The organism is Streptomyces sp. NPDC092296, assembly GCF_044755465.1.
GTDB lineage: Bacteria > Actinomycetota > Actinomycetes > Streptomycetales > Streptomycetaceae > Peterkaempfera.
This window is the reverse complement of the sequence record NZ_JBIVRB010000002.1, coordinates 1-19,706: the sequence shown is the minus strand read 5'-3', so window position 1 is coordinate 19,706 and position 19,706 is coordinate 1. Positions and strand designations below refer to the sequence as shown.

The window sequence follows — 19,706 nt, the reverse complement described above, 5'->3', positions numbered from 1 at the left end:
GCCCTACTGGTGCACGCTTGGTCGTAGGGCTGGGGGCGGGCATTGTTGGCGCCCCCGGGGGGGGCCCCCCCCGGGGGGGGGGGGGGGCCGCCCGCGGGGGGGGCCCCCCCACGACCGGGCGGGGTTCAGCCCGCTGCGGGCTCCGTGTCGGCGGGCTCCGCGTCGACCGGCTCGGCGTCGACCGATTCCGTAGCGACCGGCTCCGTGTCGACCGGCTCGGCGTACCGGCCGCCGCGCCGCAGCGGCATCCCGGAGGCGCCGCCGACCGGGGTGCGGACGGCCAGCACCTGGTTGACGCCGATCCGGTTGCCCTCGAAGGCGAGGGCGGAGGCGGCCATGTACAGCCGCCAGGCCCGCGCCCGGCCCGGCGACACCAGCTTGACGGCCTCCTCCCACCGCCCCTCCAGGTTCGCCACCCAGGCGCGCAGCGTGAGCGCGTAGTGCTCGCGCAGCGTCTGGACGTCGCGGACCTCGAAGCCGGACGCCTCCAGCGCACCGACCGTGGCGCCGACCGGGGACAGCTCCCCGTCCGGGAAGATGTACCGGTCGATGAACGGGTCGAGCCGGTAGGCCCGCTCGTCGGGCAGCGGCCGACGGGCGATCTGGTGGTTGAGCAGCCGCCCGCCGTCGCGCAGCAGCGAGTACAGCTGATCGGTGTAGACCCGGAAGCGCTCGGCGCCGACGTGCTCCGCCATCCCGATCGAGGAGATGGCGTCGAACGGGCCGTCGACCGCCGGGCGCAGCCCCCGGTAGTCCTGCACCCGGATCTCGATCCGCTCGGTGAGCCCGGCCGCCGCGACGCGCTTGCGGGCGTACGCGGCCTGCTCCTGGGAGATGGTGATGCCCAGCGCGCGGACGCCGTAGTGCTCGGCGGCGTGCAGCAGCATCGAGCCCCAGCCGCAGCCGACGTCCAGCAGCCGGTCGCCGGGCCGCAGCGCGAGCTTGCGGCAGACCAGGTCGAGCTTGGCCGCCTGGGCGTCCTCCAGCGTCTGCGCCTCCTCGCCCCAGTACGCGCAGGAGTAGACCATCGACGGGCCGAGCACCAGCTCGTAGAAGGGGTTGCCCACGTCGTAGTGGTGGCTGATCGCGGCCCGGTCGCGACCCCAGGTGTGCGGGGCGCCGGTGCGGCCGCGCACCTCCTCCGGTGGCGGCGGCGGGGGCAGCGCGGGCCCGGCCAGCCGGAGGGCCTCGCGCAGTGCGCCGCGTACCGAGGAGTCGCGCAGCGAGCCGACCGCCCGCGCGGCGGTGCGCAGGGTGGTGATGCGGTCCTGGGTGTCGTCCCGCTCCCAGACCAGCCCGGAGATCAGGGAGAGCGCCCGGTAGAGATCGCCCTCGACCAGGATGTCACCGGACACATAGGCACGGGCCAGGCCCAGCTCGCCGGGTTTCCAGAGCAGCCGTTGCAGCGCCCGGCGGCTGCGCAGCACCAGGGCGGGGGCGTCGGACGGCCCGGCCTCGCTGCCGTCCCAGGCGCGGAGCCGGACGGGGAGCGGAGCGCCCAGGGCCTGTTCGGCCAGTGCGGACAATCGGGCAGCAGCGTCGGTCACAGAGTCCCTCCATCATGGGTTCGCTGCCATCGGTGTCGGAGCGGGAGGTCGTGCGTCGCCAGGCTGCTCGGTGCGCCTTGCCGGGCCGGGGAATGCGGGGCCGGCGACTGATCGGCGGGCGGCGGGTTTCGGGGTGTCCGGTATCGCGGCCCGTCTCGACGGCGTGCGGCGCAAGGCATCCGGCCTCCTACCCTTCTGGCAGGGGCCGGCGGCGGCTACAGCACAGGCCGGCGGGCCCCGCCAACTGGCTGAGCGTATCCGGTGGGCCACCCGGGGTCCATGATCAGTGAGCCGGCGTCCGCCGTGTCACGGCGTGCCCGCGGCGGCCGGGTGGGGCGGGGCCCGTTTCGGTAGAGTGGAACGGAAGACGGCGGAGGGGCTCGCCGCAACCGTGGCCGCACCGGCCGCCAACGGTCCCTACCTGGTACCTGCCATCCGCAGGCGAACCCGCAGGTAGGAGAGGTATGCCCCGCTCAACGCCCCGCTCGACGCCCGGTCCGACACCCGGACCAGCCCCCGCCGTCCCGGCCGCCGCCGCGCCGCGCCCGCCGGCGCCGCTGCGGGCGGCGCGCACCGGGGCGGGCCACCCCAAGCGAGGAGTGCCGATGCCCGGCGGCGACCGCCCGCAGGCTCCAGACACCAGCGACCTGCCCGCCACCAGCGAACGTCCCCCCGCCGAGACACTGCCGGTCGATCCCGACGCGGGGCCGCCCGGCAGCCCCCGGCGCGGGCGCCGCCCGCTGCGGGAGCGGGCCCGGCACCGCCAGTGGGACGTGCTGGCGGCCATCGCGGTCGGCGGCGGCCTGGGCAGCAGCGCCCGCTACGGCCTGGCCCGCGCCTGGCCCACCCCGGCCGGCGGCTTCCCATGGGCCACCTTCGCCACCAATGTCAGCGGCAGCTTCGCGCTCGGCCTGCTGATGGTGTATGTGCTGGACGTCTGGCCGCCCAGCCGCTACGTACGGCCCTTCCTGGGCGTCGGCGTGATCGGCGGCTTCACCACCTTCTCCACGTACGTGGTGGAGATGCGCGGGCTGCTGGCCGCCGGGCACTGGTCGCTCACCGACGCGTACGCGCTGAGCAGCCTGCTGGCCGGCCTCGCCGCCGTCTGGACCGGCATCGTGGTGGCCCGGATGGCGTCCGGCCTGCCGGTACGGCGCGGCCCGCGCCGCCGAGGACCGGCGCCCGTGCCCGGCGCACCCGCCGACTCCGGCGGTCCCGGCGGTTCCACCGACTCCAGCGAAGGACGCACCCCATGAGCCCGCACCTGCCCCACCGCCACCATGAGGACCCGCTGCCCGAGCGCCCGCCCCGGGAGCCGCTGAACGGACCGGCGCTGCGGATGACCGTGTACCTGAGCGACTCCGAGCAGTTCGCCCACCGGCCGGTGTACGCCGAGATCGTCCACCGCGCCCACCGGGCCGGGCTCGCCGGGGCCAGCGTCTTCCGGGGCGTCGAGGGCTTCGGCAGCAACTCCCGCATCCACACCGCCCGGCTGCTGGACCTGGCCGAGGACCTGCCGGTCGCCGTGGTCGTCATCGACGAGGAGAGCCGGGTCCGCGCCTTCCTGCCGGAGGCCCGCGAGGTGCTCGGCCAGGGGCTGATCACCCTGGACCCGGTGGAGGTCGTCGCCCACGTCCCGCACTCCGCGACGCCGGACGGGACCCGCTGATGGCCCTGCTGATGGTGTTCCTCGGCGGCATGCTCGGCGCGCCGCTGCGCTACCTCACCGACCGGGCCGTCCAGTCCCGGCACGACAGCGTCTTCCCGTGGGGGACCTTCGCCGTCAACATCACCGGCGCCTTCGTCCTCGGCGCGCTCACCGGCGCCGGCGCGGCCCACGGCCTGCCCACCGACACGCTGCTGCTGCTCGGTACGGGGGTGTGCGGCGGCCTGACCACCTTCAGCACCTTCACCTTCGAGACCGTACGGCTGCTGGAGGACGGCTCGCTCGCGGAGGCCGGGCTGAACGCCCTGGGCAGCCTGCTGCTCGGCCTGGGCGCGGCGGCCGCCGGATACGCCCTGCTGACGGCGGTGTAGCCGGCCGCGCCTACCCTGTTGGCGGCGCGCCGCCGCAGCGGGCGGCGCCGGACACCGAGGGGGACCATGGGCCGGGACGGGCAGCAGGACCGGCCGGTGGCGCCCGGCAAGCGGACCAGGGCCCTGCTGCGGGACGCCGAAGCCCTCCGTACGGCGGCGCGGACCGTCGGCACCGACCACGCCCGGGTCCGGGTGGCGGTCGACGAGGCGCTGGCACCGCTCCGCGCCGAGCTGGCCCACCGGGAGCTGGCCGGGCTGCCGCTGGCCCGGCTGGTAGACGCGACCGACGGGCGGCTGCGGGTGGCGGCGCTGGAGCAGGCCGGATACACCACGGTCCGCCAGGTGCTGGACGCCGGACCGTACGCGCTCCAGCAGCTGCCCGGCGTCGGCCGGACGACCGCCGCCCAGGCCGTCGCCGCCGCCGGGCAGATCGCGGCGGCCGTGGGCGACACCGTCGCCGTCCGGCTGGACGCCGACCGGCGGGAGGACCCCGGCACCACCGCGCTGGTCGTCGCGCTGCACCGGCTGGTGACCGCCGGGCCGGACGCCGCCCGCGCCCGGGACGTCGCGGAACGGCTCGACCGGCAGCTCGGGGACGCCCTGGCCGCCGCCCGCCCGGCCCGGACCCGGCTACGGCTGCTGCTCACCGGGTCGGACCGCCGCGACCGGGCCAGGGCGGCGGTCGAACGGCTCACCGCGCTGCTCGCCGGCGCCGAGGCCGACGCCACGGCCCTGCTGTTCGCCCAGGCGTCGGTGGACCTGCTGCGGCAGCCGGTGTCGGGGGCCGAGGCGTGGATCGACTTCGAGCTGCGGTCGGCCGAGTACTACAGCCTGCTGGGCGAGTTCACCGGCCCGCCCGCCGACCTGGCCGCCGCGCAGGGCTTCCTGCCGAGCGACCTGGCCGAGCGGATCGGCGCCCAGCCGCTGGACGACACCCACCGGCGGGTCTCGCTCCGCGGCTACCAGGCGTTCGGCGCCCGCTTCGCGCTGGCGCAGCGCCGGGTGATCCTCGGTGACGAGATGGGGCTCGGCAAGACCGTCCAGGCGATCGCCGCGCTGGCGCACCTCAAGGCGGCCGGGCAGACCCACTTCCTGGTGGTCTGCCCGACCAGCGTCCTGATCAACTGGCTGCGCGAGATCGAGGCCCGCAGCTCGCTGCTGGCGTACCGGCTGCACGGCCCCGCCCGGCAGCTCGCCCGCGACGAGTGGCTGCGGCGCGGCGACGTCGCCGTCACCACCTATGACGCGCTGCGCACCCTCGACCTGCCGCCGGACCTGCCGCTGGGCATGCTGGTCGCCGACGAGGCCCACTACGTCAAGAACCCGCAGACGCTGCGGGCCCAGGCGCTGGCCGCCTGGACGGCCCGTACCGAACGGGTGCTGCTGCTCACCGGTACGCCGATGGAGAACAGCGTCGAGGAGTTCCGCAACCTGGTCGGCCAGGTGCAGCCGGAGCTGCTCCCCCAGGTGCGGCGCAGCCTCGCCGCCGCCGGGCCGCGCGCCTTCCGGCGGGCCGTCGCCCCGGCCTATCTCCGCCGCAACCAGCAGGATGTGCTCACCGAGCTGCCGGACCTGGTGCACACCGACGCCTGGGAGGAGTTCTCGGCGGCCGACCTGGCCGCCTACCGCTCGGCGGTGGCCGCCGGGAACTTCATGGCGATGCGGCGGGCCGCCTACGCCGACCCGGTCCACTCCGCCAAGCTCCAGCGGCTGCGGGAGGTGGTCGCGGAGGCGGCCGGGCACGGGCTGAAGGTGGTGGTCTTCTCGTACTTCCGCGAGGTGCTGGCCACCGTACGGGCCGCGCTGGACTCCCCCGTCTTCGGGCCGGTCACCGGCGAGGTGGCCGCTGCCGCCCGGCAGCGGGCGGTGGACGACTTCGGCGCGGCCCCCGGGCACGCGGTGCTGCTCGCCCAGATCCAGACCGGCGGGGTCGGCCTGAACCTCCAGGCCGCCTCCGTGGTGATCCTGTGCGAGCCCCAGGTCAAGCCGACCACGGAGAGTCAGGCGGTCGGCCGGGCGCACCGGATGGGCCAGCTGCGGCGGGTCCAGGTGCATCGGCTGCTGGCCGCCGACAGCGTCGACCAGCATCTGCTGGACATCCTGGCCGCCAAGCAGCGGGCCTTCGACGACTACGCCCGGCGCAGCGACACCGCCGAGGCGACGCCGGAGGCGGTGGACGTCTCGGAGCAGTCGCTGGCCCGGCAGGTGGTCGAGGCGGAGCAGCGCCGGCTGGCCCTGCTGCCCGCCGAGGACCACCTCGCCTGAGCCGGGGGCCGTCAGGGGCCGCCAGGGGCTCTCAGGGGCTCTCAGGGGCTCTCAGGGCTTGCGGGCGACGGCCGCCCAGCAGGCGGCTTCGGCGTCGGTGACGCCCTCGGTGTCGGCGGGGCCGTCGGGGCGCCAGCGGTGGGTGGGGACGATGCCGGGCTCGGCGAGCTCCCAGCCGTCGAAGAACCGGGCGAACTCCTCGCGGGTGCGGGCCTGGCCCGGGGTGCCGGAGGACGCGTACGCGGCGGCGAGCCGGGCGACGCCCTCGGGGTCGAAGTCGGGGGTGGCATGGCTGATGGTCAGCGTGCTGCCGGAGGGCAGGGCGGCCTTGAGCCGCTCCACGATCGCATGGGCGCCCCGGTCGTCGGGGACGAAGTGCAGCAGCGCGTTGAGGCTGAGCGCGACCGGCCGGTCCAGGTCGAGGGTGTCGTGCAGCTGGGGGGCGGTCAGGATGGACTCCGGGTCGGTGACATCGGCTTCGAGGTAGGTGGTGCGGCCGGTGGCGTGGCTGCGCAGCAGGGCCTGGGCGTGGGCGAGCACGATGGGGTCGTTGTCGGTGTAGACGACCCGGGCGCCGGGGGTGACGCTCTGGGCGACCTCGTGCAGATTGGGCGAGGTGGGGATGCCGGTGCCGATGTCGAGGAACTGGCGCAGGCCCTGCCGGGCGAGGCTGCGGGTGGAGCGGTGCATGAAGGCCCGGTTGACCCGGGCGGTGACCAGCACGGTGGGGAAGGCGGCCATCACCTGGGCGACGGCCTCCCGGTCGGCGGGGAAGTTGGTCGTGCCGCCCAGGTAGTAGTCGTACATCCGGGCGGAGTGCGGGCGGTCCAGCTCCAGATCGACGGCGATGTCACCGGCGCCGGCCGCCTCCGCCCCGGCCGCCCCGCCCCCGTCTGTCGTGCCTTCCGTCGTCATCCCCGGCCCCTCCCTGCCGCCCGGCGCTCGGCCCCGAACCGGAGCGCGTCTATTTCTTACGCGCCCGCCGCAGGGGGCGTCCAGACCCCGGGGTGGGTGGGCCTCCGGCGGGGTGCGCCCTCGCTCCGCCGCCCGCGCCGTGCCGGTCGGGGTCGGCCCGGTGCTGACCTGCGGTCATCTCCGGCGCCCCGACGTCCCGAAAAGTACTTTCATCGCACTATCTCCTTTTGCAAACTTTCTTCGGGTTGTACGGCCCACCGGGGCCGCTGATCCGATTGGCTGTCATACCGAAAGGCCGCAACGCCCGCCCACCGGACGCCCGCCCGGACCGGGGCCCAAGCCGAACGAGACACCCGTGAGCAACCATCCCGACCAGCTGGACCGCGAGGAGGCGACCGGCCGGTGACCCAGGACGCCCCGCTCTGGGACCACCCCGCGCGGCAGCCCGGTGGCGGCCATCCGGTGCCGAGCCCCCGCCGCCGGCTCTCGCTGGCCTTCGAGGCCTTCCACGACATCCACCACGAGGAGTGGCTGCGGTTCGCCCAGACCCAGACCGGCGACCGCAGGGCCGCCGAGGAGGTGGTGGACGCCGCCGGCCGGCAGCTCGCCGCCGACTGGGCCGAAGCCCTGCGGCAGGAGTCGGTGGAGCAGTACGGCTGGTTCCTGCTCAAGCAGCGGGTGGAGCAGTGGCTCACCGACCACGGCCGCCGCCCGGCCGTGGTGGAGACCGGCGCCTTCGCGCTGGCCGTCCGCCGCGACCTGCTCGGCGGCGACCAGCAGCGGTTCGCCGCGCTGGAGGGCGCACTGAGCCTGTTCACCGCGATCTCCCAGCTGCCCGAGCGCCAGTACGACGTCATCGTGCTCTGCTGCATCCTGGGCTACACCGAGCAGCAGGTGGCCCACTGCACCGGGATGACGCTCTCCACCGTCCGCTCCACCGTGCGGCACGCCAAACGGCGGCTGGCCCGGCAGCTGGACCTCACCAGCGAACCGCCCCCGGGGGAGTAACCGATGCCCGACACCGGCAACCACGACGCCCTGGTCGACACCCTGCTGCGCCAGGCCCGCATCCTGGCCGACGAGTACCGCGACTACGACCCGGTCGCCGCCCGCGAGCGGATCGCCGGCGAGCTCGAGCAGCCCCGAACCGCAGCCGCGCACCGGTCCGCCGCCACCCGCCGCACCCCGGTCGCACCCGCGCACTGCTCCTCCGAGCAGGAGCAGGCCGTCCGCGACCTCGACCTGGCCGCCTCACTGGTGCTGGGCGCCCCGCAGGCCGCCGCCAGCCTCTCCCGGCTGGTCGACTGCCGACGGCGGATCGACCCGGACGGCGCCCTGGTCTTCGCCTGCCTGCTGCACCTGGCCGGATACGACGAGGGCGCCACCTTCTGGTGGCGGTTCGCCGCCGGGGGCGGCAGCCGCACCGCCGCGCAGTGCCTGTATCTGTACCACCGGCGGCACGCCGAGTTCCGCGACGCCGACTACTGGCGGGCCGAGGCCGCCCACCTGACCCGCAGCACCCCGCGCACCACCCGCCGCAAGGCCGCGGCGCACCGCCCGCTGCTCCCCGAGCCGGTCCGCACCGACCTGCTGCGCCAGTGCCGCCGGGGGCGCCACCCCCGGCTGCCGCACGCCCTGGAGGCGGTGCTGCACCGGCTGCGGATCGACTGCGACGACCCCGACTTCGGGGAGATCCCGCAGCCCGGCCCGCAGCTGGCCGCCGACCTCAACCGCACCGCGTAGCCCCGGGGCGCCGCCGGGTCAGGCGGACTGGCGGAACAGGCGGACTGCCGGAACAGGCGGACTGCCGGGTCAGGCGGACTGGCGGATCACCAGCGAGGCGTCGAAGACGACCGAGACCGCCCGGCGCTCCGGCCGGGTGAGGGTGTCCAGCAGGATGCGGGTCATCTCCTCCGCCATGGCCTCCACCGGCTGCCGTACGGTGGTCAGCAGCGGCCGCCCGGCGATGGCGGCGCTGCTGTCGTCGAAGCCGACCACCGCCACGTCCTCCGGAATGCGGCGGCCGTGGTCGCGCAGCACCGCGAGCGCCCCCTGCGCCATCAGGTCGTTGGCCGCGAACACACCGTCCAGCTCCGGGTGGGCGGCGAGCAGCCGGGCCATCGCCTGCTCGCCGCTGGCCCCGGTGAAGTCGCCCTCCGCGCAGGGCACCTCCGGGTAGCCGTGGCGCGCCATCGCGTCGCGGAAGCCGTTCAGCCGGTCGCGGGCGGCCGGGACACCGCCCGGCCCGGCGATGGCCACCACCCGCTCGCACCCCCGGCCGACCAGGTGGTCCGCCACCAGGCCCGCCGCGGTGTAGTTGGCCAGGTCGACATAGCTGATCGGTAGGCGCGTCTCGGGCCGGCCGAACTGCACCACGGGCAGCTCGTACTCCGCCAGCTGGGCCGGGAGCGGGTCCTCGGCGTGGGTGGAGACCACCAGGGCGCCGTCGGCGTTGCCCTGCCGCAGATAGCGGAGGATCTGCTCCCGCGCCTCGGCGTCGGCGGCGAGCATCAGCACCGGGTAGATGCCCTGCGGGCGGAGCGCGGTCAGCACGCCGCTGACGACCCGTCCGAAGAACGGGTCGGTGAACACCTGGCTGCGGGCCGACGCACCGTCACTCTCGTACACGCCCGTACCGGACACCACCAGGGCTATCGCCCCGGCGCGGCGGGTGACCAGCGACCGCGCGGCGCTGTTCGGGACGTAGCCGGTGACCGCGATGGCCCGCCGGACGCTTTCCTGGATGTCGGGTGCGACGTTGCGCACACCGTTGACGACTCGCGAGGCGGTCGCCCGGGAGACACCGGCGACCCGGGCGACGTCCTCCAAGGTGGCGGATCGACGGGCAGCCGACCGGATGGCTTCGGTCATGGGGCCTTTGTAGCATGCGGCGCCGACGCTTCAACGGCCTCTCTCCCACTCACCGCTGGTCCACGGGCCGAGCGGGGTCAGTGCTGCTGCTCCTTCCAGCAGATCATGACGGTGGTCGCGACGGTCAGCCCCACGTTGGGGCGGGTGCGCGTCGGCTTGCCGAAGGTCTTCGGCAGCTTGCCGACGTCGACGGTGAGGACCATCTCGTCCTTGAGCACATAGGCCGACCCGTCGCGCCGGGTGAAGGCCGCCTCACCGAGGCCCTTCACCGCCTTGGCACCGGCCGTGGCGGTGCGCTGCTGCTCGAAGGCGGCGGCTGCGGCGGCCCGGTCGGGCAGCTGACGGACCGAGAGCAGCATGCTGCTGCCGTCCGGATAGTCGTACGAACAGGAGTAGACCTGGCCCGACCAGGTCGGGCTGAGCGGCTGTCGGGGCTCGATCCCGAGGGCGCCGGAGATCTCCTCCACCGCCTCGTCGTCGCAGATCAGCCGGGTGGCGGCCGACGGGCCCGCTCCGTCGTCGGCCGTGCCGGGCGTGGTGCCGGCGGCGGCGGTCGTGGCCGTGGTGCCGGCGGGTCCGGTGGCCGCCTGCGGTGCGGCCGGACCGGAGGAGGCGCAGCCGGTGGCGGCCAGGGCGAGAAGGAGGGCTGCGGCGGCGGACAGCAGCGGGCGGGACGGTCTGCTCATGTGCTCTTTCCCGGGGGGGTGCGGGCGGGCGGGGTGCGGGCGGGCGGGCGCCGGTGGTGGTGGGACCGCGCCCGCGGCCGTCCGGTGGTGTGCCGGGCGGACGCGGGCGCGGATCGCGCGTCAGGGCAGCAGGTACTGCGCGTTGAGCGCGGCGCCCTTGCCCGGCTGGGACTCGTCATAGCCCCGGGCGTCGCACTGGAGGCCACCGACGATGCAGTGGTTCACCATCGCGGCGAGGGTCGGAGCGTCCCAGGCGTTGAAGAAGTCGTAGTGGAAGGAGAATCCCCGTCCGCTCGACAGGTGGAGTTGCGACATGTTGGCCGTGTTGACCGGGAAGGCCATCTTGAACTCGATCATCGGCACCGCGACCGGGTGGTCGGCCGGGCAGACGCCGTTGACCGGGTAGGCCATGTGGCTCTTGTGGTCGGGGGTGTCCAGGTAGAGCCCGTTCCAGCAGCTCGGAGCCTGGTACCGGATGTCGACCTGGCCGCCGGACGGGCAGTTCACCGGCAGGTCGATGTTGTGGTAGCTGGTGCCGCACTCCCACCCGGCGACCCAGCCGGGGTCGGTGGAGAACTGGGTGGAGGTCGCCGTCGGGCTGCCGACCAGGTACTTCAGACCGGCCGGGAACGGCCGCACGCTGGTGTAGTCGTTCACCCCGCTCTTGTAGTAGATGGTCTGCACGCCGATCGGGTTGACCGCCGTGTCGCCGTCGTACATGGTCGGCATCCAGTAGCCCGACTTGTCACCGGGCGCCACGCAGGTGGTGCCGCCCGCCTGGAGCGACGCCAGGGTGGAGTTGGCGTTGGTGGTGGTGTTGCCCATGAAGGTGTGCATGTGCGAAGCACCGGCCTGGCCGGGGAAGACGATCGGGTCGTCCGGCAGGTTGTGGTTCGCGGAACAGTTCGCCTGGAACTCGTGGAAGTAGGCGTGCGGCGGGTCGTAGGTCGACGGGGTGACCCCGGTGACCTGCGGGTTCGCCAGGACGTAGCCATCCGTCGACAGGGTGACCGAACCATAGACCTTGAACTCGTACAGCGAGTAGCCGTACTGGGTCGCCCGGACGGTCGCGTACAGGCGGATGTAGCGCCCGCCGGCGGTGAGGTTGAGGTTCTGCACCCCGCCCTTGCTGGTGGTGGTGGAGTAGACGGTGCTCCAGGTGTTGGCGTCCGGGGAGACCTGGAGCTGGTAGGCGCTGGCGTACGCGGCCTCCCAGTCGAGCTCCACCCTGCTGATGGCGGCGGTGCCGCCCAGGTCGATCTGGATCCAGGCCGGGTCGCTCCAGGTGCTCGCCCAGCGGCTGGTGGGGTCGCCGTCGACGACGGCGCCGGCCGGGAAGTTGGCGCTCTCGATGGACGAGGCCACGACCGGTCGGGACTGCGAGATGAGCGTGTCGGCGGCTGCCGCGTGCTGGGCGCCGCTGCTCAGGCCGACGAGCGAGAGCAGCGTGGCGAGGGTGAGCGCCAGGGCTGCCCGGTGCGGTCTGCCACGGGACAGGAATCGGGGTCGCATGTGACCTCCTGGTCGGAGCGGAACGGGTGGGTGCACCCGGGGCCGGGACGGCGCGGCCTTCCCGGGCCCGGGAGTCTGCTCAGGCATGGACTCCGGACTGCTGCGCCGAGCCGCCCCGGGCGGCCGGCCGGAGGGGCGGCGAGTCGCCCCGGGCGGCCTGCGAGTTGCCCCGGGCGGCCTGCGAGTTGCCCCGGGCGGTCACCGGGCCACCCCGGGGCGGGCGGCGGGCCGGGCGGGTGGAGCGGGCATGTCGGTCCTCCTGGAAGGGGATGCGTTCCGGCTCACGACCCGGCTCCGCCGCCGGTCCGGGGGCGGACCGGGAGGCGGCAGAGCCAGGCGGGGGGCAGGGTGGGAGAACGCTCTCCGTATGGGGAGATGGTTGTCCGTCGGTTTCGTACACGTCAAGCCCTCTGACATAACCCCACGTCAAGAGGGATGCACCAGGCAGAGTTCGGCCATGGTGGACTTTGGGTCCGGGCTCTTGACGCCTGCTCACTTCGTCGGCAGGCTGCCAATACGGGAGAGCGCTCTCTCAATGGCAGGCCGTCGGGCAGTTGCTCCGCCGGCCATGTCGGCATGCCCGGCGGGCGACGGACGGGGCGGATGCGACAGGTCGGGAAGATCCTCCTTTTCCGCTCCACGCAGAAGTCTTGACGCGTCTACAACAAGGACTGCTACCGTCTTCGGCGGTGAGAGCGCTCTCAGGATCGACCACCCATCGGTCCTGGTCGCACCCATCAATCCTGGTCATTCAGGGCGGTGAAGCGTTCGGGGCGTTGGGGCCGTTCAGGATATCGGGGTAATTCAGGGCATTGAGCCCCGTATCCACCCCCCGTGGCCGGCCATGCCCTGAGAGCGCTCTCTCCACTCCCACCCATCGACCGCTCGGTCCGCACCCGACGCCTGCCACCGCCGGGCTCAGCACCCACTGACGCCGCAGGCCCGGGAGACGCCGACCGGTCAACCGCCTAAGGAGAGCCCATGTCGAACGGGCCAGCTCACGAGGACTCCGGGCGCAGCCCCGGCCGCAGGCGTTGGGGACTGCGCGCCAAGGCGCGCCTCTCCACCGCGACCATCGCCGTCAGCGCCCTGAGCCTGGCGGGCTTCGCCCTGGTGGCCGCCCCGGAGACGGCCGGAGCGGCGGCAGCGCCCACCGTACGGAGCGCGGCCGTGCAGCCCGCCGCGATCCCGGCCGCCCCGGCGGGCTTCAGCCTCACCTGGAGCGACGACTTCAACGGCGCCGCCGGGAGCGGGGTGAACACCGGGGACTGGAAGTACGACACCGGGCCGGGCAGCAGCTTCGGCACCGGTGAGATCGAGACGATGACCAACAGCACCTCGAACGTCTACCAGGACGGCGCCGGGCACCTGGTCCTCAAGGCACTCCACTCGGGCACCAACCCCACCTCGGGCTGGACCTCGGGCCGGATCGAGACCCAGGCGGCGACCTTCGGCGCCCCGCCCGGTGGCGTGGTGATGATGCAGTCCTCGATCCAGCAGCCGAACCTCACCACCGCCAACGGCGCCGGTTACTGGCCGGCGTTCTGGATGCTCGGCTCGACACTGCGCACCGGCACGACCTGGCCGACCTCCGGCGAGGTCGACATCATGGAGGACATCAACAGCCGCAGTTCGGTCTTCGGGACGCTGCACTGCGGTACCGGCCAGGGCGGCCCGTGCAACGAGACCACCGGCATCGGCAGCGGCGAGCGCGCCTGCTCCGGCTGCCAGACCGGCTACCACACCTACGCGGTGCAGATCGACCGCTCGGTGTCGCCGGAGCAGATCCGCTGGTACCTCGACGGGAGCAACTACTTCACCGTCAACGCCAACCAGGTGGACGCCACCACCTGGGCCAACGCGGTCGACCACCCGTTCTTCATCATCTACGACCTGGCGATGGGCGGCGGCTTCCCGGCCGCCTTCGGCGGCGGCCCCAACGCCAACACCGTCTCCGGCGGCCAGCTGAACATCGACTACGTCGCCGTCTACAACAAGCCGGCCTCCGGCGGCGGCGGCAACCCCGGCGGCGGCGCCACCCTGCTGTCGCAGGGCCGGCCGGCCACCGCGTCCTCGACGGAGAACGCCAGCTTCCCGGCCTCGGCCGCCGTCGACGGCAACACCGGCACCCGCTGGTCCAGCGGCTTCGGCGACCCGCAGTGGCTCCAGGTGGACCTGGGGGCGACCCACAGCATCAGCCAGGTGAACCTCAACTGGGAGGCGGCGTACGGGAAGGCGTTCCAGATCCAGACGTCCAACGACGGCAGCAACTGGACGACGATCTACTCCACCACCAGCGGCACCGGCGGCAATCAGAGCCTGAACGTCTCCGGCTCCGGGCGCTATGTGCGGATGTACGGCACGCAGCGGGCCACCCAGTACGGCTACTCGCTCTGGGAGTTCCAGGTCCTCGGCAGCTGAGGACCCCCTCGACCCGGTGGGCCACGGCCGCAGTCACTGCGCCGTGGCCCACCGGCCGTTCGCTCGCCGGACCCGGCCTGCGACGTCCGCCGATCCCGGCCGCCCGCATCCGAGCCGGTTCCGTCCGCTCTCGCCGGGCGGCGGCTGACGCCGGGACAGCCGGGCGGCGAGGTCACCCGGTCGGGTCTGCGACAGCGGCGGGGCGGCATGTCACGATGGGCGGTGTTGTGACGCTCTGGCCGCTCCCCCGTGCCGTACGCGCCGCCGTCTTCGCCGCCGTCTGTGTGGCGCTGGCCGCGGCCGCGCATCTCGGCATGTCCCCGCAGACCCTGCCGCCCGGGGTACTCGCGGTGGGGTTCGCCGCCACGGCCGGGGGCAGTTGGCTGCTCGCCGGGCGGCGGCGCGGTGCGGCGGCCACCGGCGGCTGGATGGTCGCGGCGCAGGGCGGACTGCATCTGCTCTTCGCGGCCCTGGGGCACGGCGAGGCGGTGGCGGCCGGGTCTGATGGGCACAGGATGCCCGGTATGGCCGACCTGGCTGATATGCCGGGCATGGCTGGTATGCAGCACTCCGTGAGCGGACAGGGGCATGCGGCGATGTCCTGGTGGATGCTGGGCGCGCACCTGCTGGCGGCGCTGGGCTGCGCGCTGCTGATGCGGCATGGGGAAGCGGCGCTGACCTGTGTCTTCGACGGCCTGCGGGCGCTGGCGTCCGCCGTACTGCCGGCCCTTCCGGTGCTCGGCGCCCGGAAGCCGCAGCGGGCGTGGGGCACCGGGCAGCGGGGCGTGCGGCCGCCACGGCTGGTGTTCCTCTCGCATGCGCTGGTGCGGCGCGGACCGCCGCTGCCCGGCCGCGCGTACTGATCGCCCGCTGAGGCCCGCCCCGCGCCGCCGGTGCCTGCGGGCAGCACGCCCTTCGCCGGTCCCGGACCGGGCGGCGGGCGGGCGCTGCCCCTGGCCCGACCGGCGCGGCGGCCGGCGGGCCGGTCGACCTGCCCGGCCCCGCGTGCGCCCACGGCCCACGCGCGCCCCGGCGGGTCCGCGTCCGGGCTGCACGCTGCCCCGGTCGGCCTCGGTGAGGTCCGGTCCGGTGGGCATGGCGTCCGGACTGGTTCCCCTGTGCCGTCGCGCACAGCTGCTGACCGAGCATCAGGACAGCGACATGACACTTTTCGAGCAGGGCACGGGCCCGCTCCTCCCGGTACGGCGGGCGGTGGACGACGAGCGGCTGACCGCGCTGGCCCTGGCGGCCCGCAGCGGCCGCCACGCCGACGTCGAGGCGTTCATCGCGGCCACCCATGGGGATGTGTGGCGGTTTGTCGCACACCTCGCGGGCGTGGAGTCCGCCGACGATCTCACCCAGGAGACCTATCTGCGGGCGCTGGGCAGCCTGCACCGGTTCGCCGCCAGGGCCTCGGCCCGTACCTGGCTGCTCTCCATCGCCCGCCGGGTGGTGGTGGACCGTCACCGGCACGACGCCGCCCGGCCGCGCCGCACCGGGCGCCCCGACTGGCGGGACGCGCTGGAGGGCCGGCAGCCGACCGGCGTACCGGGCTTCGAGGAGGGGGTGGCGCTGGTGGACCTGCTGGCCGCCGTCCCGGCGGAGCGGCGGGCGGCCTTCGTCCTCACCCAGATCACCGGCCTGTCCTACCCCGAGGCCGCCGAGGTCGCGCACTGCCCGGTGGGGACCGTGCGCTCCCGGGTGGCCAGGGCGCGGGCGCAGTTGGTGGGCCTGCTGCGGGCGGCGGAGGCCGCCGCTGCGGGTCGCGGCCCCTCGACCGCCGCCGGCGGTTCCCTCGCGGTCGGCTCCCCGACCGCCGTCCTTCCGGAGTGCCGGTGATGCCCGCCGCCATGTCCGCACCTGCTCGGGCGGGGGTCGCCGCCTGGGTGGGGCTGCTCGGCTTCCTGGTCCTGCTGGCGCTGGTGTTCGGCGCCGCCTTCGCGTGCGGCCGGGCGGCCGGGCCGGTGGCGCCGGGTCGGGGCGGCGGCACGCCGGGCATGCCCGGGATGGCAGGGATGACGGGCGGCGCCGCGCCGGGGGTGGCGCGGTGAACCGGCCGCAGACCGAGGAGACCGCCGCCGGTGAGCTGGGTGCGCCGGCCCCGGACCGCGTGGTCACCGACCTGGCCGTGGGCGGCATGACCTGCGCCGCCTGCGTGGCGCGGGTGGAGAAGCGGCTCGCCAGGATCGAGGGGGTGTCGGCGGGCGTCAATCTGGTGACCGGCCGCGCCCGGGTGCTGCATCCGGCGGACGTGCCGCTCGCGGCCCTGGTGGCCGCCGTGGAGCGGGCCGGCTACACGGCCGAGCCGGCCCGGGGGCGCGAGCCGGTGCCGGCCGGCGACCCTGCGGACGAGGCCGTGGAGCGGGGGCGGCTGGCCGTGGTGGCGGCGCTGGCGGTGCCGGTGATCGTGCTGTCCATGGTGCCGGCGCTCCAGTTCCGCGACTGGCAGTGGCTCTGCTTCATGCTGGCCGGGCCGGTGGTGCTGTGGGGCGCCTGGGAGATCCACGAACGGGCCTGGCGCGGGCTGCGGCACGGCACGGCCACCATGGACACCCTGGTCAGCCTGGGGGTGGCGGCGTCCTTCGGCTGGTCGGTGTACGCGCTCTACCTGGGCGGCGCGGGCCGGGTCGGCATGCGGATGCCGTTCTCGCTGACCGCCGGGACCGGCGGCGGGGCGCACATCTACCTGGAGGCGGCGGTCGGCGTACCGCTGTTCGTACTCTCCGGCCGCTTTCTGGAGAGCAGGGTGCGGCGGCGGACCGGTTCGGCGCTGCGGGCGCTGGCGGGGCTGGGTGCCAAGGACGTCTGCGTACGGGAGGGCGGCCGGGAGCGGCGGATTCCGATCGAACTGCTGCTGCCCGGCCAGGAGTTCGTGGTGCGGCCCGGGGAGAAGGTGGCCACCGACGGCGTGGTGGTGGAGGGCAGCTCGGCGCTGGACCTCAGCCTGCTGACCGGCGAGAGCATGCCGAGGGAGGCGGGGCCCGGCGACCGGGTGGCGGGGGCGACGCTGAATGTGGGCGGCACCCTGCTGGTACGGGCGACGGCGGTCGGCGCCGACACCCGGCTCGCCCGGATCACCGCACTGGTCGCCGACGCCCAGGCCGGGAAGGCGCGGGTGCAGCGGCTCGCCGACACCGTCGCCGGGGTCTTCGTACCCTGCGTGCTGGTGGTCGCGGTCGCGGTGCTGGGGTTCTGGCTGGGCGCCGGGGTGCGGCCGCAGGCGGCGGTCACCGCAGCGGTGGCCGTGCTGGTGGTGGCCTGCCCCTGCGCGCTGGGCCTGGCCACCCCGACCGCGCTGCTGGCCGCCACCGGCCGGGGCGCGGAGCTGGGCATCCTGGTGCGCGGGCCGGAGGTGCTGGAGTCGCTGCGCCGGATCGACACCGTGGTGCTGGACAAGACCGGCACCCTGACCAGCGGGCATATGCAGCTGGTCGACGTGGTGGCCGTGCCGGGCGAGGACGCCGACGCGGTGCTGCGGCTGGCCGGGGCGGTGGAGCACCACTCCGAGCACCCGGTGGGCCGGGCGCTGGCCGCCGCCGCCCGGCAGCGCGGGGGCGCGGACGGGGCGCTGCCCGCCGTCTCGGGCTTCCGTGCGCTGCCCGGGGTGGGCGTCGAGGGCCTGGTGGCGGGGCGCCGGGTGCGGGTGGTCCGGGTGGACGGCGGCGGGGGGCTGCCGGCGGTGCTGCGGCAGGCGTGGGCGGGCGCCGAGGCGGCCGGGCGCAGCGCGGCGGTGGTCGAGCTGGACGAGCGGCCGGTGGCGGTGGTGGTGGTCGGGGACACGCTGCGGCCGGGCAGCTACCGGGCTGTGCACCGGCTGCGCGGGATGGGCCTGGAGACGGTGCTACTGACCGGTGACGGGCGGGGCGCGGCCCGGACGGTGGCCGAGCAGCTGGGTATCAGCGAGATCCACGCGGGTGCCTCGCCGGAGCGCAAGGCCGAGTTGGTGGCGGAGCTGGGGGCGGCGGGGCGGCGGACCGCCGTGGTCGGTGACGGGGTGAACGACGCGGCGGCGCTGGCCGCGGCCGATCTGGGCATCGCCATGGGCTCCGGCACCGATGCGGCGATCGGCGCCGCCGGGCTGACCCTGGTGCGCGGTGAGATCGAGGCGGTGGTGGACGCGGTCCGGTTGGCGCGGCGTACGGCGGCGACGATCCGGGCCAATCTGGTGTGGGCGTTCGGCTACAACGCGGTGCTGATCCCGCTGGCGGCGCTGGGATTGCTGAATCCGATGCTCGCGGCGGCGGCGATGTCGGCCAGTTCGGTGCTGGTGGTGGCCAACAGCCTGCGCTTGCGTACCTGGCAGCCCGCCGCCCGCCGCCGGCTGTCCGGGCGGTAGCGCCGGTCCGGCCGGGGAATGGCCGCGTCCTTTCCAGGGAAAAGCGCCCGGCGCCGCTTCGAAAGGCGGCGCCGGGCGCTTCGGTGAAGAGGTACCGGCTTTCCGGATATCAGGCCGCGGTGGCGGTCAGCCGGTCCAGCGCGCCGGACTTGGCCTGGGCGACCAGGTCGCGGAACTGCTCCTCGCTCATCTGCACCTGCTGGCCGAAGTCGTCGGTGATCCGCACCCGCCGCTCCTCGGGACCCCCGGGGTCGACGAACAGCTGGGGGCAGCCGCAGTTGCAGTTGCCGCAGAAGGTCGCGATCGGTTCCGCACCCGTGTCTCGCATCGGTTCCACCTCGGTCTCACACCCGTCCGCCGGACTCTCCGGCCCCCTGGTGATTCCCGCCGCCGGCAAAGTGTGAAACGCATTCAGGCACGGCGAAAAAGGCCGCTCATTCGGGGAACCGAAAGCCGGTGGAATACGACTACCTGATGCGGGGGTACGCTTCCGCTGATATCGTCCGCTGATATCGTCCGGCGGGATTTCCGCCGGGGCCGTCCGGGGGGAGCGTCAACCCTGGGCTGCCGTCAACCGGGTGATCTCGGCCGCGAAGAGGGCGGCCGGTCGAATCCCATTCCGTTGAAGTGGCCCTCGATCTCCGGGCTGATCACACCGTGCAGCCTGGTCCGGGTGCGCAGCGCACGGCCCTTCAGCTGCCGGTCGGGCTGCGGTCCGGCGGCCCAGGTGCCACTGGCTTCCAGGTGTTCGGCGGGCTCGGGGCTGGTGCGGTCGGCGGGCAGGGCCGCGCCGGCGTCGAGGACGGCACGCATCACACCTCAGGTGGCGGCCCGGGTGCCGCTCGCCGAGGCCGCGCGGCGATGCGGCGGGCCGAGTCCGGCACGGTGAGCGGCAAGGTCGTCCTGGTGGCCGGGCAGGGCTGACCGTGGCACCCGGGCACGGCGTCGGGGGGGGGCCGGGGGGGGGGGGCCGGCCCCCGGGGGGGGGGGGGGGGGGGGGGGGGGGGGGGGGGGGGGGGGGGGTGGTCGGGTAGCCGGTGGGTGGGTAGACGGTGCGGGCGCGGTCGGTGCCCTCCACGACGGCGAAGCGGGTGCCGTCGCGCAGCAGGCCGATGG

At 74.8% G+C, this 19,706-nt stretch carries 17 protein-coding genes and 2 pseudogenes; 11 read left to right on the top strand and 8 right to left on the bottom strand.

Going from position 1 to position 19,706, the window contains the following annotated elements; genetic code table 11:
* Window positions 1-125 precede the first annotated feature (125 nt).
* Window positions 126-1,547 (bottom strand): class I SAM-dependent methyltransferase, encoded by a 1,422-nt coding sequence (locus tag ACIQGZ_RS07950; protein WP_402600039.1) that lies wholly within the window; start codon window positions 1,545-1,547, stop codon window positions 126-128.
* 605 nt (window positions 1,548-2,152) lie between these two features.
* Between ACIQGZ_RS07950 and ACIQGZ_RS07945 the strand changes: the two genes are divergently transcribed.
* From ACIQGZ_RS07945 to ACIQGZ_RS07930, 4 genes are all read left to right on the top strand, one after another.
* Window positions 2,153-2,803 (top strand): fluoride efflux transporter FluC, encoded by a 651-nt coding sequence (locus ACIQGZ_RS07945; RefSeq protein WP_402600038.1) that lies wholly within the window; start codon window positions 2,153-2,155, stop codon window positions 2,801-2,803.
* 83 nt (window positions 2,804-2,886) lie between these two features.
* Window positions 2,887-3,216 carry a DUF190 domain-containing protein gene (locus tag ACIQGZ_RS07940; RefSeq protein WP_402600716.1) on the top strand — a complete coding sequence of 110 codons (330 nt, stop codon included), beginning with the start codon at window positions 2,887-2,889 and terminating at the stop codon, window positions 3,214-3,216.
* On the top strand, window positions 3,216-3,584 hold the full coding sequence (crcB, locus tag ACIQGZ_RS07935) for a fluoride efflux transporter CrcB (RefSeq protein WP_402600037.1): 369 nt from the start codon (window positions 3,216-3,218) through the stop codon (window positions 3,582-3,584). The genes ACIQGZ_RS07940 and crcB overlap by 1 nt, the downstream gene beginning before the upstream one ends.
* A gap of 66 nt (window positions 3,585-3,650) precedes the next feature.
* Window positions 3,651-5,849: a DEAD/DEAH box helicase gene (locus ACIQGZ_RS07930; protein ID WP_402600036.1), complete on the top strand. Its 2,199-nt coding sequence runs from the start codon at window positions 3,651-3,653 to the stop codon at window positions 5,847-5,849.
* 51 nt (window positions 5,850-5,900) lie between these two features.
* Here ACIQGZ_RS07930 and ACIQGZ_RS07925 read toward each other — a convergent pair whose 3' ends face one another.
* A complete protein-coding gene (locus tag ACIQGZ_RS07925) occupies window positions 5,901-6,764 on the bottom strand; it encodes an SAM-dependent methyltransferase (RefSeq protein WP_402600035.1) in 864 nt (287 codons plus the stop codon).
* Between the two features lie 402 nt (window positions 6,765-7,166).
* On the opposite strand from ACIQGZ_RS07925, the gene ACIQGZ_RS07920 reads away from it, so the two are divergent.
* Both ACIQGZ_RS07920 and ACIQGZ_RS07915 read left to right on the top strand, forming a co-directional pair.
* Window positions 7,167-7,772 (top strand): RNA polymerase sigma factor, encoded by a 606-nt coding sequence (locus tag ACIQGZ_RS07920; protein WP_402600034.1) that lies wholly within the window; start codon window positions 7,167-7,169, stop codon window positions 7,770-7,772.
* Window positions 7,773-7,775: 3 nt separating this feature from the next.
* Window positions 7,776-8,507: a hypothetical protein gene (locus ACIQGZ_RS07915; protein WP_402600033.1), complete on the top strand. Its 732-nt coding sequence runs from the start codon at window positions 7,776-7,778 to the stop codon at window positions 8,505-8,507.
* A gap of 69 nt (window positions 8,508-8,576) precedes the next feature.
* On the opposite strand, the gene ACIQGZ_RS07910 is transcribed toward ACIQGZ_RS07915, so the two are convergent.
* The 4 genes and pseudogenes from ACIQGZ_RS07910 to ACIQGZ_RS07895 all read right to left on the bottom strand — a co-directional run.
* Window positions 8,577-9,635 (bottom strand): LacI family DNA-binding transcriptional regulator, encoded by a 1,059-nt coding sequence (locus ACIQGZ_RS07910; protein WP_402600032.1) that lies wholly within the window; start codon window positions 9,633-9,635, stop codon window positions 8,577-8,579.
* A 77-nt stretch (window positions 9,636-9,712) separates the two neighbouring features.
* The gene (locus ACIQGZ_RS07905; protein ID WP_402600031.1) at window positions 9,713-10,321 is read right to left on the bottom strand and encodes a hypothetical protein; all 609 of its coding nucleotides are present in this window, start codon (window positions 10,319-10,321) and stop codon (window positions 9,713-9,715) included.
* A gap of 120 nt (window positions 10,322-10,441) precedes the next feature.
* Window positions 10,442-11,317 (bottom strand): annotated as a pseudogene (locus ACIQGZ_RS07900) (DUF1996 domain-containing protein); the annotation flags it as partial.
* A 93-nt stretch (window positions 11,318-11,410) separates the two neighbouring features.
* Window positions 11,411-11,833, bottom strand: a pseudogene (locus ACIQGZ_RS07895) (discoidin domain-containing protein); the annotation flags it as partial.
* A 981-nt stretch (window positions 11,834-12,814) separates the two neighbouring features.
* Between ACIQGZ_RS07895 and ACIQGZ_RS07890 the strand changes: the two are divergent.
* The 5 genes from ACIQGZ_RS07890 (at window position 12,815) to ACIQGZ_RS07870 (ending at window position 18,590) form a co-directional block, all read left to right on the top strand.
* A complete protein-coding gene (locus ACIQGZ_RS07890; protein WP_402600030.1) occupies window positions 12,815-14,254 on the top strand; it encodes a discoidin domain-containing protein in 1,440 nt (479 codons plus the stop codon).
* A gap of 227 nt (window positions 14,255-14,481) precedes the next feature.
* Complete coding sequence (locus tag ACIQGZ_RS07885) at window positions 14,482-15,117, top strand: hypothetical protein (protein WP_402600029.1); 636 nt, start codon at window positions 14,482-14,484, stop codon at window positions 15,115-15,117.
* 298 nt (window positions 15,118-15,415) lie between these two features.
* A complete protein-coding gene (locus ACIQGZ_RS07880; RefSeq protein ID WP_402600028.1) occupies window positions 15,416-16,093 on the top strand; it encodes a sigma-70 family RNA polymerase sigma factor in 678 nt (225 codons plus the stop codon).
* The gene (locus ACIQGZ_RS07875; protein ID WP_402600027.1) at window positions 16,093-16,305 is read left to right on the top strand and encodes a hypothetical protein; all 213 of its coding nucleotides are present in this window, start codon (window positions 16,093-16,095) and stop codon (window positions 16,303-16,305) included. The genes ACIQGZ_RS07880 and ACIQGZ_RS07875 overlap by 1 nt, the downstream gene beginning before the upstream one ends.
* A 35-nt stretch (window positions 16,306-16,340) precedes the next feature.
* Window positions 16,341-18,590, top strand: coding sequence for a heavy metal translocating P-type ATPase (locus tag ACIQGZ_RS07870; protein WP_402600714.1), 2,250 nt, complete (start codon window positions 16,341-16,343; stop codon window positions 18,588-18,590).
* 109 nt (window positions 18,591-18,699) lie between these two features.
* Here ACIQGZ_RS07870 and ACIQGZ_RS07865 read toward each other — a convergent pair whose 3' ends face one another.
* Together ACIQGZ_RS07865 and ACIQGZ_RS07860 are read right to left on the bottom strand one after the other, a co-directional pair.
* A complete protein-coding gene (locus ACIQGZ_RS07865; protein ID WP_402600026.1) occupies window positions 18,700-18,918 on the bottom strand; it encodes a hypothetical protein in 219 nt (72 codons plus the stop codon).
* A gap of 242 nt (window positions 18,919-19,160) precedes the next feature.
* A complete protein-coding gene (locus tag ACIQGZ_RS07860) occupies window positions 19,161-19,403 on the bottom strand; it encodes a hypothetical protein (protein WP_402600025.1) in 243 nt (80 codons plus the stop codon).
* Window positions 19,404-19,706: the final 303 nt, after the last annotated feature.